The sequence below is a fragment of the Pseudomonadales bacterium genome, from assembly GCA_024234435.1.
In the GTDB taxonomy this organism is placed as follows: Bacteria; Pseudomonadota; Gammaproteobacteria; order Pseudomonadales; family Porticoccaceae; genus JACKOF01.
Genome location: JACKOF010000001.1, coordinates 497,736 through 514,631, shown reverse-complemented (window position 1 = coordinate 514,631; position 16,896 = coordinate 497,736). Strand labels below are relative to the sequence as shown.

11 protein-coding genes are annotated in these 16,896 nt (G+C 47.8%); all 11 read right to left on the bottom strand.

Annotated features, from left to right (window positions below):
- Positions 1-41: 41 nt before the first annotated feature.
- Positions 42-1,103 carry a sulfotransferase gene (locus H7A02_02405; protein ID MCP5171109.1) on the bottom strand — a complete coding sequence of 354 codons (1,062 nt, stop codon included), beginning with the start codon at positions 1,101-1,103 and terminating at the stop codon, positions 42-44.
- Positions 1,104-1,180: 77 nt separating this feature from the next.
- On the bottom strand, positions 1,181-2,293 hold the full coding sequence (locus H7A02_02400) for an SCP2 sterol-binding domain-containing protein (GenBank protein MCP5171108.1): 1,113 nt from the start codon (positions 2,291-2,293) through the stop codon (positions 1,181-1,183).
- A gap of 57 nt (positions 2,294-2,350) precedes the next feature.
- Positions 2,351-3,379 (bottom strand): IS630 family transposase, encoded by a 1,029-nt coding sequence (locus H7A02_02395; GenBank protein MCP5171107.1) that lies wholly within the window; start codon positions 3,377-3,379, stop codon positions 2,351-2,353.
- Between the two features lie 35 nt (positions 3,380-3,414).
- Positions 3,415-4,071 carry an MBL fold metallo-hydrolase gene (locus H7A02_02390; GenBank protein ID MCP5171106.1) on the bottom strand — a complete coding sequence of 219 codons (657 nt, stop codon included), beginning with the start codon at positions 4,069-4,071 and terminating at the stop codon, positions 3,415-3,417.
- A gap of 42 nt (positions 4,072-4,113) precedes the next feature.
- Positions 4,114-6,462, bottom strand: coding sequence for a membrane-bound PQQ-dependent dehydrogenase, glucose/quinate/shikimate family (locus tag H7A02_02385; protein ID MCP5171105.1), 2,349 nt, complete (start codon positions 6,460-6,462; stop codon positions 4,114-4,116).
- 404 nt (positions 6,463-6,866) lie between these two features.
- Positions 6,867-9,167 (bottom strand): TonB-dependent receptor, encoded by a 2,301-nt coding sequence (locus H7A02_02380; GenBank protein ID MCP5171104.1) that lies wholly within the window; start codon positions 9,165-9,167, stop codon positions 6,867-6,869.
- A 468-nt stretch (positions 9,168-9,635) separates the two neighbouring features.
- On the bottom strand, positions 9,636-11,768 hold the full coding sequence (locus H7A02_02375; protein MCP5171103.1) for a molybdopterin-dependent oxidoreductase: 2,133 nt from the start codon (positions 11,766-11,768) through the stop codon (positions 9,636-9,638).
- A gap of 61 nt (positions 11,769-11,829) precedes the next feature.
- Positions 11,830-13,206: an FAD-dependent oxidoreductase gene (locus H7A02_02370; protein ID MCP5171102.1), complete on the bottom strand. Its 1,377-nt coding sequence runs from the start codon at positions 13,204-13,206 to the stop codon at positions 11,830-11,832.
- Positions 13,203-13,493: a 4Fe-4S binding protein gene (locus H7A02_02365; protein ID MCP5171101.1), complete on the bottom strand. Its 291-nt coding sequence runs from the start codon at positions 13,491-13,493 to the stop codon at positions 13,203-13,205. The genes H7A02_02370 and H7A02_02365 overlap by 4 nt, the downstream gene beginning before the upstream one ends.
- Before the next feature lie 60 nt (positions 13,494-13,553).
- A complete protein-coding gene (locus tag H7A02_02360) occupies positions 13,554-15,308 on the bottom strand; it encodes an MBL fold metallo-hydrolase (GenBank protein ID MCP5171100.1) in 1,755 nt (584 codons plus the stop codon).
- A 32-nt stretch (positions 15,309-15,340) separates the two neighbouring features.
- On the bottom strand, positions 15,341-16,606 hold the full coding sequence (locus H7A02_02355; protein MCP5171099.1) for a sulfotransferase: 1,266 nt from the start codon (positions 16,604-16,606) through the stop codon (positions 15,341-15,343).
- Positions 16,607-16,896 lie beyond the last annotated feature (290 nt).

The following is a 16,896-nucleotide window of genomic DNA, read 5'->3' as shown; positions in this document are numbered from 1 at the left end:
TACGCCTGCTAAGGCTTTTATTATGTTTCTGCTAAACCCCGTTAAAGAACTGTGCCATCGGCGATGCGACGTTCGATTAATTCCATCCCGGGACGGCAGGCTTCCAACAGAATTTTCTGCTGATCCTCAGGTAATTTCTTCCATGCGCCACCACTTTTCTTAACTTTACTGGCAGTGGAATTCAGCCAGTCCTCAGGGCAATCCACCCCCAGGAACTCAACGACGGTTTTCAGCTGTTCGACAGGGTTGTCACAAAACCGGTCGTAGTCGATATGGATTACATTCTCTTTGGGTAGGGAGGCTAAGGTTTCAAACCCCTGTTTAATGTTGTCAGACCACATTCCTCCAATCATGTCCAACGGTAGAACGTATTTATCAAACGCCTCTACATCGAAACACTCGGGCAAGAGGAAACGAAGATGCGAAGGAACCTTGTCTACATTTTCACGATCGTCAGAAAAGTATGGGGATACTCCCAGATACTCTTTTATTGCCTCTCCGCCAAGGACTATCTTGAAGCCTTCGTGCACGGACATTGATCGAGCCGTGTCCATACCATTTCTGAACACATGAATGTATTTTCCTTCAGGCCAAACCTTCCTTATCTCACTAGCAAATGGAACACTACCTCCGGATCTTTCAACCCAGGTTTTTTTGCCGAACTTGTTCATCAGTATGGCAAACAGGTCTTCAAAATGATCACGAAGGCTTTGCACAGGTTGCGCTATGACTTGAGGTTCCAGCTCATCGCAAAGCGCATCGTGGTCATCCGTAAGATGGGGCAACATTGTCATTTGCAATGAAGGCACTCCGGTTTGTGCTGAAAACCGCGAATTCGGATCACGGTAGGGATAAAGCATTTCCGGGTAGGGTCGATCATTTGCGAGCAGGACATTCATTATCGGCGGTTTAAAATTTATCCGCTGCCAGAATTCCTGACCGTCGATTTTTTCACTCCCAAATGCTGCATCAAGTTCATAACCGTTACTCGCAATATCAATAAAAAACTCTGAAACACTGAGAATGTCTGCGTGTGTATTAATCAGATTCGACATCATGGTTGAGCCACAACGGCCTGAACTAATAATGAATGCGCCCGTCATTTTCACCCCTTATATTTTTCAATTTGGTTTTAATATCTATTTGTTTTTGCTAACTATTCGATTTTTTACTTGCTTTATTAAGCGCCCAAAATGCCCTTATAAGCATTCATTACAGCGTCCACTACGGACTTCTCACCACTGACCTCTGCAATGCCGTCTGCAGTCAATGCTTGTAGCGTGCACTGCCCGGTAGCAACCAGTGCCCAATCAGAAAACGGCAGCCGAATTTGCATATCAGAATCTGCTGGGGCCTGTGCCAAAAACTCTACAGCGCCATTTCGAATAGCCAATCCGTACCCGACACCCTGATCCGTAAAATGTATCAGTACCGTCGCAGACAGTTGTTCAACACCCTCAGGGTTAAAGTGATTTTCCATCAGTTTGACAATAGTGGCGGGTGAAGAGTTAGCAACGGTAGCCGGATGCATATTGGTCAATGGCGCTTTTTCTGGCCGTTGAGGGGCTGGAATTTTGCCTTCCAGCTCACAGGCTTCTGTTAGAAGGAAGTTACGCGTTTGAATACCACTGCGTGTTGTTTGTGCCATTTTTCGCAACACGTCGGCTTTCAATTGTTTTGCCTCTGTATTGTCAGGTTCAACACTCAGCGCGTACGACATCAGCTTGGCAACCAGATTGTATTGCTTCGCCGCCATGGCTTTGCGGCCACGATTTATTACCGCATCAACACCACCAAAACCTTCGACGATAACCTCGCCCATCTCCTGCTGAGTGGGTGGATGTAAATCTGCAGTATCCGTTGCCCACCAACCAATAACACCCAAATAAATACCACGAACAATGTATTCCACATCAATATAGGCAGGAAACAGCGCAAGGTTTTCGTTCACATGTTTAGGCAGGTGAATCTGCTGCACCAAGTCGTCGGGACTCAAACCACGGTTGATCCCTTGCAGCGTTTGCTGAAATAAGAATGCATAGGCGTCGCGATGTAAAGTGGCTAGCTCATAGACATTTTCTTTCCCGGAAACCGGATTTCCATGACAGCCAATCAGGTGTTCAGGGCAGATTTCACGTATCTTATCGATACCCTCAATCAGGTTAACCGGGTTTCGATACTCACCGCCTCGCAAGGTATACAGCGGAAACATCACCGGCATAATCGCGGTGTTGTGTTGTATCAAGTCATATTCAGGGAAATAGCTGATCAGGCTATCGGGAGCATCGGCCATGGCATGATGAAAACAAACTTTGACGCCATTACTAATTCGAAATAAAGTAAGCGAACATTACCCGGAGATATAAGCCAAATCCGGATGGCCAAAAAACGATTTCAATAGTCGTGGCAATTTTTGCAAACGTCGAAGCTGCCGGTAAACAGTGCTCCGAAGTTGTTCTTTGCTGTTAATGATCTTTTTACCGACGTGATGGTATTTGATATAGCCCCAAACAGACTCGTCAGGATTCAGCTCCGGCGAGTACGGCGGCAGGAAGAACAACCTGAGCTTGCCGTCGAGACTCTCAACATAGTCTCGAACCCGACGAGCATGATGAACCGGGTGGTTATCGAGGATCAGGAAAACCGGCTTGTCAACGTCTTGCACCAGAGCCTTGAGGAAACCAAGAAACGCATCGGTGTTCATGTTGCCCTGAATGGTCTTAAAGCGAAGCTCGCCGCGAGGCGAGATGGCCGAGATCAGATTGATGCTGAAGCGACTGCCCGTATTACGGATGATCGGAGTTTCACCCCTGGGTGCCCAGGTGGTGCCACTGTGATAATCAGACCGAATGCTGGCTTCATCGCCGAAATAGATGGTGGCGCCGACTTTTTTTGCTTCCTTGCGAATTTCCGGGTAGGTCTCTTCTTTCCATTGTTTCACGGCCTCTGGCTTTTGCTGGTAGGCCCGATGCAGGGGTTTCTGAGGCGTCAGCCCCAGGTTTCGAAGCAGACGACCGACCGAGACATCGCTTAACCGGACGTTGAACTTTTGCCGGATGAGCTCACGCACTCGGCCCCGAGTCCACAGGGCAAAATCAAACTTCAACTGGTCCGGCGTAAAGGTCGTTATCCAGATATACAGCTCCCGGATCTGAGCACCGCTCAGTTTCTTGGGACGACCGGAAATCTGCTTGGCCTTGAGCGCGTCAAAGCCACCCTCGCGGTAGGCAGCCAGCCATTCATAGATTCGTGCTCGGCTCATCCCCAGCGCTTTGATGACGACTTCTGGACTCTCGCCATCCATGACCCGTTGAACGGCGCGAACGCGAATGGCTTCTAATGTTTTGTGATCAAGTTTACGACCGTCATCGTGGCGCATGTGTGTAAATATCCGATAAGCTTGGCGAACGGAGCCTACATTATAAATGATGTTCGCTTACTTTCGAACCCATTAGTAATAACTACTTCATCGCCATCCTGAACTTCGTGAGTAACCGGCAAATGGCCATTAACATTTAGTGCAGGGTCTTCAAACTGGGGAATACAAAAGCCGTAGGTTGCTGATGAATCTGGGCCTGTTTTAGGCAAGTACATACCCATCTGCTTAATGGCTCGATCAACTGCATGGCGCAATGTACCCGGATCAACTAATCCAAAAATACTGTTTTCAGTTTGCGGGTGCCCGTAAATAGGAATGTCCCGATCGGGGTGAGCTTCAAGAATAGCTCTGGCTCCACCGGTGTAATGATTGTGGGAGAAAATAATGGCTACAATAGGTTTGTCGCTGATTTCAGCTTTACGCCTGAGCAACTCTTCACCACAACCGCGATTTAAACCCGTATCAATAAGAATAAATCCGCTATCACTTTCAACCAGGGTAAAGTTCGCGACTGCAAAACCCGTCAGGCAATGCACGCCATCACGAACCTTCTGCATCTTAACTTGGCCCCAAGGGCCTTCCACCATGATCCGGTTATAGTCTTCATTGAGAACCGCACCATGCCCGGCAGTACCCGTCTTATCGTCCATTTCACCTCGGTAAAATCGGGGTGGCTGGTAATTATTTTCCATGGGTTAATTCCTATCTCTTTGAATTTTTTATTTGAATTTTATTTATTGTTTAATCGCAAAAGCCTGGACGTAATCACCTATTGGAGACCCCATGGTACCGGCCCCTCCCGCCACAATAACCACGAACTGGCGGCCACTAGCGGGCGAAACATACGTCATCGGGTTGGCACTTCCACCTGTCGGCAGGCGAGCTTTCCAAACCACTTTACCTGTACGAATATCAAACGCTCTAATTGCCCGCTCGTGGGTAGCGCCAATAAAGGCAAGACCGCTGCGCGTGGTAAAAGAGCCACCAAAATTGGGCGAGCCTATAGTTAGCGGGACTCCATACTCTGTACCCAAAGGCCCACTGTCCCGCCCTGTACCAAGAGGTACTGACCACAGAAGTTTGCGGGTAGTGAGATCAACAGCACTCATGCGGCCATAAGGTGGTTCGTTACAAGGCACTTGTAACGGTGAAACAAAAGTACCCCAAACAAACGAGTACGGTGTTCCATGCATTGGCGCACCGCTAATATGGTATTGCTGCTGCTCGTCATTGTTAGATGCTTCTCGAGGAATCAACTTAATCATAGAGCCAATATGCATATTGTTGACCAACATCACGCCGTGTTCAGGGTCGACCGACACGCCTCCCCAATTCATGCCACCACCCACACCGGGGTAAACGAGCGTGAATTTTTCCGAACCAATCGGCGTGTAAGGGCCTTCATAACGAATCTGATGAAACAGAATACGACACCACAGCTGGTCAAAGGGGGTGATACCCCACATATCCTTTTCTTCCAAAGTCTCGGTAGAAAATGACGGCATTTCCGTCGAAACAGGCTGTGTGGGAGACATCCAATCACCGGACATGGCATCGTTAGGAACGGGTTGCTCCTCTACATCAGCCAATAGTTCGCCAGTGCGGCGATCCAACATAAAGACTTGACCCTGTTTCGTGGGCTGCAGCAGTGCCGGTACTTTTTTGCCGTCCACTTGAACATCTACTAATGTGGGTTGTGACGCTACATCGTAATCCCAAAGATCATGGTGCACCGTTTGGTAATGCCATTGCGGCTCACCAGTTTCAGCATTCAAAGCAACAATAGAGGAACTGTATTTATCCATCTCCGCAGTGCGATGACCGCCCCAGTGATCAGGCGTTGCATTACCGGTTGGCACATAAACCATGCCTAGTTCTTCATCGCCGCTCATTGGTCCCCAACTATTAGGCGTGCCACGAGTGTAGATTTCACCCTCTTCTGGTTCACCGTGCTTGCCTGGGCGCCCCAAATCCCAAGCCCATGCAAACTCTCCGGTAATCACATCAAAGGCACGAATCACTCCGGACGGTTCACCAACCATCACGTTGTCGGCAATCCAGCCATTAATCACCACGTTATTACGGACTACAGTCGGTGCCGAACTCATATAGGAAAAGCCCGGATCTAATTTGCCCATACCGCGTTTTAGATCAACCATACCGTTGTTACCAAAGGACTGGCACAACTTACCGGTGTTTGCATCGACTGCGAAAAGGCGAGTATCAAAAGCTGCCGCGATAATACGCTGAGGACATTCACTGGCAGATTCTGATTCAGCATAGGCGACTCCACGGCAAGTTCTCACCACTGAGCCTCCTGTAGGGTCAACCTCGGGATCGTAGCGCCAGCGCTCTTTTCCTGTTTCAGGGTCCAGCGCTATAACAATATTGGTTTGGGTGCAAAGATACAGCGTGTCATTAACCATCAACGGTGTAGCTTGAAAATGGCTTTTTTGACCTTTTTGAACAACCCCGGTTCGATAGCTCCAGGCTGGCTCCAGTTGATCGATATTTTCAAGATTGATTTGCGTTAATGGCGAAAATCGAGTGCCTGCCAGGGTGTTGCCATAATGCGGCCATTCACCATTTTCAGGGCCAATAAGTCTTGCATCGACAGCAGTATCAACGGTCTGAGGAAACTCCCCTGGCTCGTCGTTAGGTTTTAACGCCGACCCCAACAGAAGCAGTAAACTGGCGATAGAAATCACCAGGCATACTTTTGCGCCAGCAATAATCCCACCAGAGGATCGCAGCCATCGCGATATATAAGGAAAGGCCAGCCAGATACCAAAACCTGCCGGAATACATACCCGCGGCGCCAGTGCCCAACCATCAAATCCGGCTTCATAGATCGACCATATGAACGTGATCAAGACAAACAGCGAATACAACCATAAAGAAGATGCTTTCCCCCTCCACAACTGGATGCCCGCGCCAAGCACAATAAGCCCACTAATAAGGTAATAAGAAGAACCACCGAGCAAAACCAGCTTCATACCACCGCCGATAAGCCCGAGAGCAAATAATGACAATAAGGCTGCAAGAACCCATGGTCGTCTGTTTTTTGTTGAAACGGTTTTCATTCATTACCCTCTTTTTGTCGATTCTGCGGCGACTTTTTCACTCTATTTAGCGGTCACACTGCCCCGTTTTATGGCATTAAGTTTATCCAGATAATACCGGCATTCCTCATGGAGCTTTGCACGGGTGACGTGATAATCAGACTCAAGATCGCAGACTAATCTACCACCATGCTGCCCGCTGTGGGACTATCAATATCGATTCCAGGCATGCTTGTTATACACGTCTATTTCACCTAACCCCGAAAAACAAACAGATGTGTTTTTTTGTTTGCCAAAAATTGCCTTCCAATAACCGGCTAGAGCGTAACATGTAACTGACCAGTTGAACAATGAGGGTGAGGCCATCCGTTAGCAACTTAGATAACCCCACCCACACGTCTCCTTTTTACAATCTATCGCTTCTTTTAGAACCTGTAAGTGATATCGGCACTCCACATACGGGGTGGCCCATCAAACCCATAACGGTAACCGCCAATGCCATTCAACAGGAAAATCGAGGTCTCGTACTGCTTATCTGCGAGGTTTTTCACCGACAGAGACACTTCCCATTTTTCAGCGCTATCCAACAAATACGCTCTGGCATTCACCGTTCCATAACCATCCACTGTGGAGGCCGGGTTATCGGCAGGGTCATTGGTAAACTCATCTCTGGCACGACCGTCTAACTGCAGCCCCATAATGTTGTCGCCAACGTAAAACTCATAGTTAATCGAACCAGCCAATGTCCAGGATGGTGCAATTGGCATTTCCCAATCATCCACAAACCCCGCACTGTTCGGTACGTCGTAGAGTGTGGATTCCAAAATGCCTGCGTTTAGTTTCAGAGTCAGACCTTCGATAGGTCTAACGGTTAAATCGAACTCTGCACCATAGAGTTCAGCATCGCTATTGGTGAGATATGATCCAATATCAATAAAGCTGAGGGTGTGGTAGTCGGTGTAGTCATAATAAAACGCCGCCGCATTCAAACTCGCTTTTTGATCCCAGAACGTGGTTTTTATTCCCACTTCATAAGCAATCAGTTCTTCTTCTTTATAAAAGTAATCATCTATCGCCAACCCAGCCGATACAAAGCCATGGTTATAACCCGGTGCTTTGGTACCGCGACTAATAGAGCCGTAAATCAACATATCGTCGGTAGGCTTGTAGTCCAGCTCGATTTTGGCGTTCCATGAATCCTTGCTAAAACTGTTACCGCCAGTAGTATCGTTCAATAGATCTTCCGACAGCAGAGCACCACCGGCAACATCAGTTGTATGCTTAAACGCTGCCCACTGGTCGCGACCTGGCGCACCGGTTGGTGAGCCGTATTGCGCAAAACGAGAGTCCATCTCTTTTTCATCTTTAGAAAACCGAACACCGGCAACCAAAGTGAATTTTTCATTGAGGTCAAATTCTCCGTTAGCAAAAACGGCGTAGCCTTTCAGTTCCTGTTTTGCATCGGCATCAAACAACAAGCCGCCAGGCAAGCCAATTAAATGCCCCACATCCACAAATAATGGCGCAATCTGATCAACATTCTGACTTTGCTCCAGATAATAGGCACCCACGGTATAGCGCTGCTCTCCCAGGTCGATAAACGCCCGCAGCTCTTGTGAGAACTGATGACTGGAGTTGTCGTAATGGGTTTGACACAGCCACGCCTGAATACCGTCGCAGTCCTCCAACAGGTCACGTGTGTATTCGTTATAAGCCGTGACCGAAGTAAGTTCGACACTATCGGAAATGGCCCAATCCAGCGTGTTGGACACTGTTCTAGAACGCGCACGCTTGAGCTCTCTGGGTCCACCTTGATCCACTTCTTTGTATTTGTGAACAGGAGCAAAACCAAAGCCATCGAGTGTGCCCTTAGGTAACGTACTTAACAAACCATCGGTAGGGCTTTGAGTAATGGCGTCGCGCCATACACCAGAGGTATTACCTTGCGAAATACTCTGACTGATTTTCAGCACATCGGAAATGTTCTCTGTTGGCTGAAATGCCAGCGTCAAGCGCACGGACTCATTATCCGTTTCTCCGGCGTCGGGTTGATTGCCTGTTTGGTGATCAAGGTAACCATCACTCTTGGAGGTATAACCCGCAATACGGAACTGAAAATTATCCGTCACAGGAACGTTAACAAAGCCGGAAACACGTCGAGTAGCATAAGATCCAAAGCCTACTTTAATTTCGCCCTCAAACTCCTCTGTCGGGTCGTTGCTGATAAAGTGCATCACGCCGCCCGTACTGTTACGGCCAAATAAAGTGCCCTGTGGTCCACGCAAGACTTCCACACGCTCCTGATCGTAAAGCGGAAACGAACCGGCACCTGTGGTAACAAAATACACATCGTCAACATAGGTGGCGATCGGAGCTTCAGTGGCATCGTTGTAGTCGTTCTGAGTCACGCCTCGGATGGAGTAGTTAGGGTTGGTACCCGGGCCAAAAATGGCCGTGTGTTCAATATTAGGGATAAAGTTAACTATGTCATTCGAACTCTGCATACCTAAAGCTGATAACTCATCTCCCGATAAGGCCGAAACAGAAATACCCAGATCACTAGTGCTTTGCTCCCGCTTCTGAGCCGTCACGACCACTTCTTCAACAGTCGAGGCAATGGCCCTTCTTTTAGGTTGATCTTCGGCTAATGCCCCACTGGCAAGGCTGGCTGCCAACAGTGCGCTCACCCCCATCGTGCTCGCTAAATAACGCTTATTCTTATTCATGATATTCACTCTCTATTTTTTATGTGACGCCACCGTTATGGTGGCTATCGAGCCAGTACCCTACTACTCACTACCCGGATACCGGATTTCGACTCTTTTATCGCAACGAATATTTTTAAAAAAATGCTAAATTTCAACGATCTACTCTTGCTGAAACCTCTGTTATGCACACCCTATAATCAAGCGGCTCATAGGTATTTCGCCCTCTTGCATCAACTGGTTAACACTGACCAGGTCAACAGCATGAAACATCACCAAAGCGCCTAATAAAGGCCACGATTTTTCATAGCTCTTTCAGTGCAGCCGTCTCCACAGCCCTATGTTTTTTGCGAACAGGAATACGTTATGAGCGTTATTCATCGATCAACATATAAAACTCGAACGCCGTTTTGTATGACATAGAACTGTCACCTGAACTGTGACTAACACATTCCAGTTTTTCTAATTTTTATATCGCTCTCATCCTTATCAAGCACCTGCTGTGCGCTCCACCTTCACGGGCACACCGGTCATCCAGGCCATATAGCTTCGAGGCTCATGGGTATCTGCTCCCGTCGGGATCAGCTGGTTGTAGTTGGCACCCGGTTTATTTGAGGCTACTTTCAGACCGAACGCTTTCTTGTGACCAAAACCATGGGTCATCGCAACCGCTCCGGGGCGAAGATCGTTATTTATCAGCACCTGTGTCTCGACGCTGCCGTAATCGTTATAGACACGGATGGCATCTCCATCGAATAGCCCCAGCCGCTCGGCGTCTGACCCGGATATATTTAATGGGTTGGCGTTATTGATACCCTTGCGGAACATAGGCACATTACTTAACCAGCCGTTATGCATATGAATGGTGCGCATGCTCACCAGCTTCAATGTATCCGGACCTTCATTTTGCAGTTGAATGAAAATCTGTTCGCAGCGGTTCTGTAATCCAGCTTCTGCAAAATTAGGTGGGCAGCAATTAATTTTTCCATCCTGATGAAAGATGGCTTTTTCGTAAACGGTGCTCTTGGGCGACTGTTCAATCATCGCTGTGCGGTGAGGCATTTGACTGATTTTGTCAGTGGAGAGATCACGGCTGGCCAGCATTTGATTAAGCGTTGAAAAACCATTTTCGTTCAACTCGCGCTCAAACAGTTCACTGGGCCCCATCTCTAATGCCAGCTTGCACAAAATCCACCAGTCATCACGACGTTCGTGTTTCGGAGCAACAAGGGTCTCGGTGTGCTGCACATAAGGTCTTAACTGTGCGCCATTGGAAAACAAATTAATGTCTTCGCGCTCTAGCCAGTCCGTCGCAGGGTAAACGTAATCACACATCTCCACCGTGTCAGTCGGCATGATGTCGGTAGCAACCATTACCTCAAGCTTTCTAAATGCATCTCTAAGCTTTGCTTCCGCAGGTACTGACAACAGTGGATTACCCGTGAGCACAACAAGGGCCTTTATATCGCCGTTGTTAATCAGCTCTGGAAGGACAGTAGTGGGCAGAGGGTTATAGTTATGAGCAAGGGTTAGAGTACCAACCGATGTTTCGATAGAAATCTCTTTTTCGGGCAGGGGTCCATCTGTTCGACAAAACCCATCGGGCAGGTAAGTGCCACCCTCCTTGCCAAGATTACCCGTCAGAAAATTGATCATTTCCGACAACCAGAAAGCCATCGTACCCTGGCGCCCTTGATTGACGCCGGTTGAGATATAAACAGCGGCCCCGTCTGCAGCCATATATTCGACTGCAACTTCGCGTATGGTATCGGCATCAATACCGGTAACCGTTGCAACCCGCTCAGCGGGATACTTCGCCGCGAAGTCCAAGACTCCGTCCACATTTTTTCCATATCGCTCGATCAGAGCTTGATCGAAGCCTCCGCGAACATTGATTTCATTTAATAGCGCGGCCAGAAAATACACATCGGTATCGGGTTTTATTCTGAGGGTCTCGCCAGTTTCCGGTGTTGAAGATTCAATTTTTCGCGGATTAACAAAACGAACCTTGCCCCCTCTAGCCTTGATCTGCTTAAGGGTATCGCCATTGTCGTTAGGAACTGACACCAGACTCCAGTGGGAGACCTTGGGGTTAGATCCAATACATAAAAGATATTCGGTGTTATAGAGGTCAGGGGCCATCCAGATAGACGGGCTGCCATACATCTCACCTGCGGCATAACTTTTGTTACTGAAATCCTGAGACAGCGGATTAAAAATCATCCGAGTCGGTATCTGCTCGAAAAAGCTGCCTACCAACCCATATAAGCGGGAGTTAAATCCTATAGGGTTGCCAAAATATACGGCGATAGAATCGGGCCCGTATTTATCTCGTACTGCTCGTAACTTCTCTCCTGCCTCCGCCAGAGATTGCTCCCAGGGAATTCGCTCAAAATCACCCTTGTCTTCAGCGCGTGAGTTTTTCCTTTTTAGTGGATAATTCAATCTGTCAGGATCGTTGTGCACTTCCAGCCACGACAACCCTTTATTGCAAGGTGTGCCCTTGCAGGGGTGGTCCGGGTTCGGTTTTAATTTTGTCACTTCTCCCTGATCATCCAGCTCGGCAAGCATGGGGCAATAGGGTTCACAAATTCTGCAAAATGTTTCTTTTTGAGCAGTCATCTACACTATCCTCAGAAAATAATTAAATTTTCAGGCACGTTCCGCCTTCAAATTTGAGCACTTAATTCCCACCGGCCACGGCCAACATCTCATGTACAGCGGTGAGCTTTACTCTGGGTCTGTTTTGAGCCCGACCGGCAACCCGCTCTTGATGATCGATTTTTCCCCAGGCCTTTTTATCAACAACATTTGGCTGTCGTTCAGCAACAAGATCAGCCACCTCCATATAATTAAGTGCACTAATATTGAGCTGATTGTTTTTCAGATCTTTGAGAAAACATTGCACCGTATCCCGGGCACATTTTTTATTGGAGCCGATAACGCCTTTGGCGCCGCGCTTTATCCAACCGGTTACATAAACACCTTTCAGCGGTCGGCCTTGATCGATCACTCGACCGCCCTCGTTCTCGATGACACCGTATCGGCTATCAAAAGGTAACCCCGGGAATGGCGTACCGCGATAACCAATCGCTCTGAGAATCAAACCAGCATCGAGCAACGATTCTTTTTCGGTAGCCCGCGGCTGTAACTGACCGTTTTCGTCATGCACCAGGTGGTTGGCAACAACCAACACCTGCTCAACACGGCCATTGCCAACGAGTTCAATCGGCGAGGATAGAAATCGAAACACAATGCGTTTATTTCCCGCAGTGGGTACAGATTTAGCCAAACGCTGCAAAGTGACGACTTTGCGACGAGTCACCCAATCGGCATCGTCTAAAACAACTTCATTAGCCTCGGGAAGATCATCTGCTTCAACGACAACGTCGACACCTTTAATGTGCTCCAGCTCCTCAAGCTCGGGGTTATTAAACGCGCCTTGTAGATGGCCGCGACGCCCCAGTAATACCACTTCTTCTATCTTGCTATTGCGCAGCGCTTCAAGCGCGTAGTCAGCAATATCGGTGCGCTCAAGTTCGTCGACAGGCATGGTTAGAATACGCGCAACATCAATCGCTACGTTCCCGTTTCCTACGACGATTGCTCTCTTACAAGACAAATCAAACTTAAGATTGCTGTAATCAGGGTGCCCGTTGTACCAAGCAACAAATTCTCGTGCCGCCCAACATCCATCCAACTCTTCCTCCCCAGGAATACCCAACCGGGTATCGCTGCTAGCACCGGTTGCATAAAATACGGCGTCGTACCAATCCGTTAGTTCCGAGTGACGAATATGTTTTCCGACTTCCACGTTGCCAAAAAAGCGAATTTCCGGACGTTTAAATACGAAACCGAATTGACGGTCGACAACTAACTTCTTCTCAGGATGATCCGGAGCAACCCCGGCCCTGACCAGCCCCCAAGGTGTTGGCAAACGCTCAAAAATATCAATCGAGACCTCAATGTCATGCTGTTCTAACAGCTGTTCTGCGGCATACATGGCAGCGGGGCCACTACCCACAATGGCAACCCGGCAGGAAATATTTGCGACGCTCATGCGGCCACCCCGGAGTGAGAAGTTTTTTGTGCCAGATCGATAAAATATTCGCGGTTAATATCTTCATAGTGCCGCCATTTTTCAGGCAACGAACCGGCCTCATAAATCGCCAAAACCGGGCAAGCTTTGACACAGGCACCGCAATCTATACATACCTCTGGATCAATGTATAATTGCTCGGCAGTCTCAAATTTTTTGTCGTCTGGACCCGGGCTGATACAGTCGACTGGACAAATCTCCAGGCAAGAGTAGTCCGCCACACAGGGTGCGGTTATCACGTAAGCCATGTTGTTTCCTCTCTAAGAAATTTCCCGCGCACTAAAACATAGGCGCAAAATTATCGAATATTATTTACCCCATATCGCCTCGAAAGCCCGATAGACTTTTTCCCAGTTATTGTCACGGTCAGAGATGCAAGCATCCCCGGATTGAATAGCACCTTGTAAAGACACCACACCAGTCATCACGTCAGCCCATTTTGAGTGCGATAGCTCAAGATGTACCGCGCAATCACCGGGGTCTGAATCGATATATTCAGCCGCTCCTCGCCTCAATGCCAAACCAAACGAACAGTTGAAATCGGTAAATGTGAATTTAATGGTTACTTCAAGATCGTTGATCGGTTTTGGGTCGACATTATTTTCAAGTAATTTAATGAAAGTTCCCGGCGGGGTTTTAAGCACCATGTCAGGGTTGGCTGGCGGCAGAAAATCATTGGCAGGCGGAAGGTTCTTGTCGATTTTCCCTTCCAGATGCAGTGCATTAGTCAGCAGAAAATTACGGGTTTGTATACCTGTACGCGTGGCTTGCGCCATTTTTCGCAACGCATCTGCCTTCACTTGTCTGGCCCGGCTGTTCTCTGGGTCAACGATTAACACTGAAGATAATAGTTTCGCTGCGAGATTATATTTTTTCTGATGAAACGCCAATTCGGCCCGGTCGATGACGTTATCGGCGCCACCAAAGCCTTCTAATATAATCTGGTGATATTCTTCTGGCTGAGGCGGGTGAAGGTCTGCGGGATCTCCCGCCCACCAGCCTACGAACCCGCGATAGATACCACGGATAATATATTCCAGATCAATATAGGCTGGAAAAAGAAATTCCTTCTCCTGAAGGTATTTGGGGAGCTTGATTTCTGCTATCAGTCGCTCGGGATTTAAACCAAGGTTAATACCCCGCACTGTCTGCTGATAAAGAAAGGCGTAGGCATCTCGATGAGCGGTTGCCATCTCGTACACTTCTTCTTTGCCAACGACGGGAAAGCCGTGACACCCGATCATATATTCCGGCTTGATCTTACGAATGCAATCAATACCGGCAATCAGGTCCTGCGGAATCCTGTAGGTTTCAGCCCGTAATGTATAAAGCGGAAACAGCATGGGCATGATCGCCGCATTGTGTGTCACCAGGTCGTAATCGGCATAATGCACAATCAAGCTATCAGTCGCATCAGACGAGGTATGATAAAAAGTGATACTGACACCGTCGATGTTGATCTTCTCACCATCGGCAACAAGGTGCGTCGGTGACATGTGCCCGATGCCATTTAGCTCGGGAGTATCAAAAACCGGAGAATTAAACCCGTACATTACCCGGGCATCGTCCCCTTCCTCCGGCAAATACTGCCCCACCTGCGTTTGCCCACCCCGCATGGTGGCGGCATTCTTAAAGCCCAGTAAGTTCTGCTCTACCAGAGGATGACTATATATAAAGACATCGGGATATGCCTCGGCTATCGCCGCGGCCCCTGCTGTGTAGTGGTGGTGAGAATAGATAATAGCAACAATAGGCTTGTCACTAAATTCAGCTTTGAGTCTTAACAACTCTTGGCCACTGCCAAGGTTAGTACCGGTGTCTACAAGAATCCACCCATTCTCACTTTCAACAAAAGTGCTATTGGCATAACCAAAACCGGTCACTACCTGAACGCCCGGACATACAGGTTTGCACTCAACCTTTCCCCATGAGCCATCCCGAATAAAGGCCAGGTAGTCTTCATTCACCAAGGCCCCATTGTCGGCCCGGGTTACTTTATGGTCTAAACCACCACGGTAAAACAATGGTTCGGCCAACGCTGTAATGCTGAATGGTTTATTCATCTTTCACTCGTATATTCGTGCAGGCTTCAAAATCAACCGTGCTTGTCTTCCACTCTTATTTCGGGGAATTTTTCAAAGTAGTAAGGATAACGAGCGCGAATTTCTTCACGGGTTACACTAAAATCCTTCTCAGGCTTATAGATCAGCGCCCCACCGTGTCGGCCACGAGGATGATCTGCTACGTATTTGTCCATTGCTGCTTCTGCAGCGTCGGTCCACTCTAGATCTGCACTCTTATAGATACCCTTAAGTGTGCTCATGTTGTCTGCCATGTACGTGTGGAAATAAACATGGTGCACGCGAGCAGGGTCGAGCTTGTCGATATCTCTAACCAGCCCTTTCAACATGTAATCGATCATATCGATGGAATCACCCATCGCCGCATGGGGGTCAGGTTTGTCATAACATTCACGGTATAGATAGGCCATCATAGTGGCGTTGGACATCATGGAAGATGCGGGATCACGATGCGTAATGACAAACTTAACGTCATCAAAAACTTCGTCTATGACCGGTAAAAAGGGTAAGTGATGGGGGCTTTTTAATATCCACCTTTGGCTGTTGCCTCGCGACCACTGCAACACCTGAAGCGCTCTCTTCAGAAAGGTATACAACCTTTTCGGGTCCATATCATTCCAGAACCACTGCCGCCACTTTGGCGTATCCACATGATTGAGATTGACGACAGGTAACCCATCCATATGAAAAAGTAGACACTCTTCTTGAGTACCATCGTAAGGGACGTCAATCATATTCTTGAAATATGGGCAGATGTTATACCACTCTTCCAAGCCTTTCTCATAAAACGGTGCGCGGTTATCTTCTTCTTCACCGCTAAACTGTTTTAAGGAAGGTACTGGTTGCCAGCCTTCCCAAAACTTCATCGAATTAAATCGTTTATCGGCCGACATAATATTACTGAGGTTAGTCGTGCCAGATCGAGGCAGGCCTGCAATCAGTACAGGCGATTGGATTTTTATATCATTGATTTCTGGGTGTCTCAGAAACAGCGCTTCCATTCTGCTACGCTGAATAATACTGTCCGCAAAAGATGCCGCAAAAAGCCCTTTACCCGCCTCACTCATACTATTGTCACGATTCGCTTCTTGCATAAAGCGATCAAAAGAATCAAAAATATATTCATCGCGAAACAGAGGTACATCTAACTGACTTTCCGCAAATTCAACCACGGCTTCAATCGTATAATCAATAGGAACAGCGGCCCTTGCCGCCAAGGTCTTCTGCCCCTTTTCTGAAATCTTTGGATCTGCCAGGTCGTCAATGTAAATCGTTGACATATAAAACATTCCCTCTAGTTAGTACAATTATTAAAAGCTTCGCTCGATGACCCACATCAACATATGCAGGGGAGGACTGAGCGCACTTTTTATTATTAATGTGGCACAGCGGGCAGACCTACTCGCCTACTGTCAAAATTAGTTCCTGTCTATGCAGGTTTCTTATCTATAGTTCTTTAATAGCCAACAAAATTTATTACAAACAAATAACACGAGATTAATATTAGAACTCCGACCTTCTTTGTACTTGATATATTACGACAGCTGCTTGATAATTTACGACACGCCCT

Coding starts and splice junctions, on each gene's coding strand:
- H7A02_02405 (MCP5171109.1), bottom strand. CDS start 1,103: ATGACGGGCGCATTCATTATTAGTTCAGGCCGTTGTGGCTCAACCATG.
- H7A02_02400 (MCP5171108.1), bottom strand. CDS start 2,293: ATGGCCGATGCTCCCGATAGCCTGATCAGCTATTTCCCTGAATATGAC.
- H7A02_02395 (MCP5171107.1), bottom strand. CDS start 3,379: ATGCGCCACGATGACGGTCGTAAACTTGATCACAAAACATTAGAAGCC.
- H7A02_02390 (MCP5171106.1), bottom strand. CDS start 4,071: ATGGAAAATAATTACCAGCCACCCCGATTTTACCGAGGTGAAATGGAC.
- H7A02_02385 (MCP5171105.1), bottom strand. CDS start 6,462: ATGAAAACCGTTTCAACAAAAAACAGACGACCATGGGTTCTTGCAGCC.
- H7A02_02380 (MCP5171104.1), bottom strand. CDS start 9,167: ATGAATAAGAATAAGCGTTATTTAGCGAGCACGATGGGGGTGAGCGCA.
- H7A02_02375 (MCP5171103.1), bottom strand. CDS start 11,768: ATGACTGCTCAAAAAGAAACATTTTGCAGAATTTGTGAACCCTATTGC.
- H7A02_02370 (MCP5171102.1), bottom strand. CDS start 13,206: ATGAGCGTCGCAAATATTTCCTGCCGGGTTGCCATTGTGGGTAGTGGC.
- H7A02_02365 (MCP5171101.1), bottom strand. CDS start 13,493: ATGGCTTACGTGATAACCGCACCCTGTGTGGCGGACTACTCTTGCCTG.
- H7A02_02360 (MCP5171100.1), bottom strand. CDS start 15,308: ATGAATAAACCATTCAGCATTACAGCGTTGGCCGAACCATTGTTTTAC.
- H7A02_02355 (MCP5171099.1), bottom strand. CDS start 16,606: ATGTCAACGATTTACATTGACGACCTGGCAGATCCAAAGATTTCAGAA.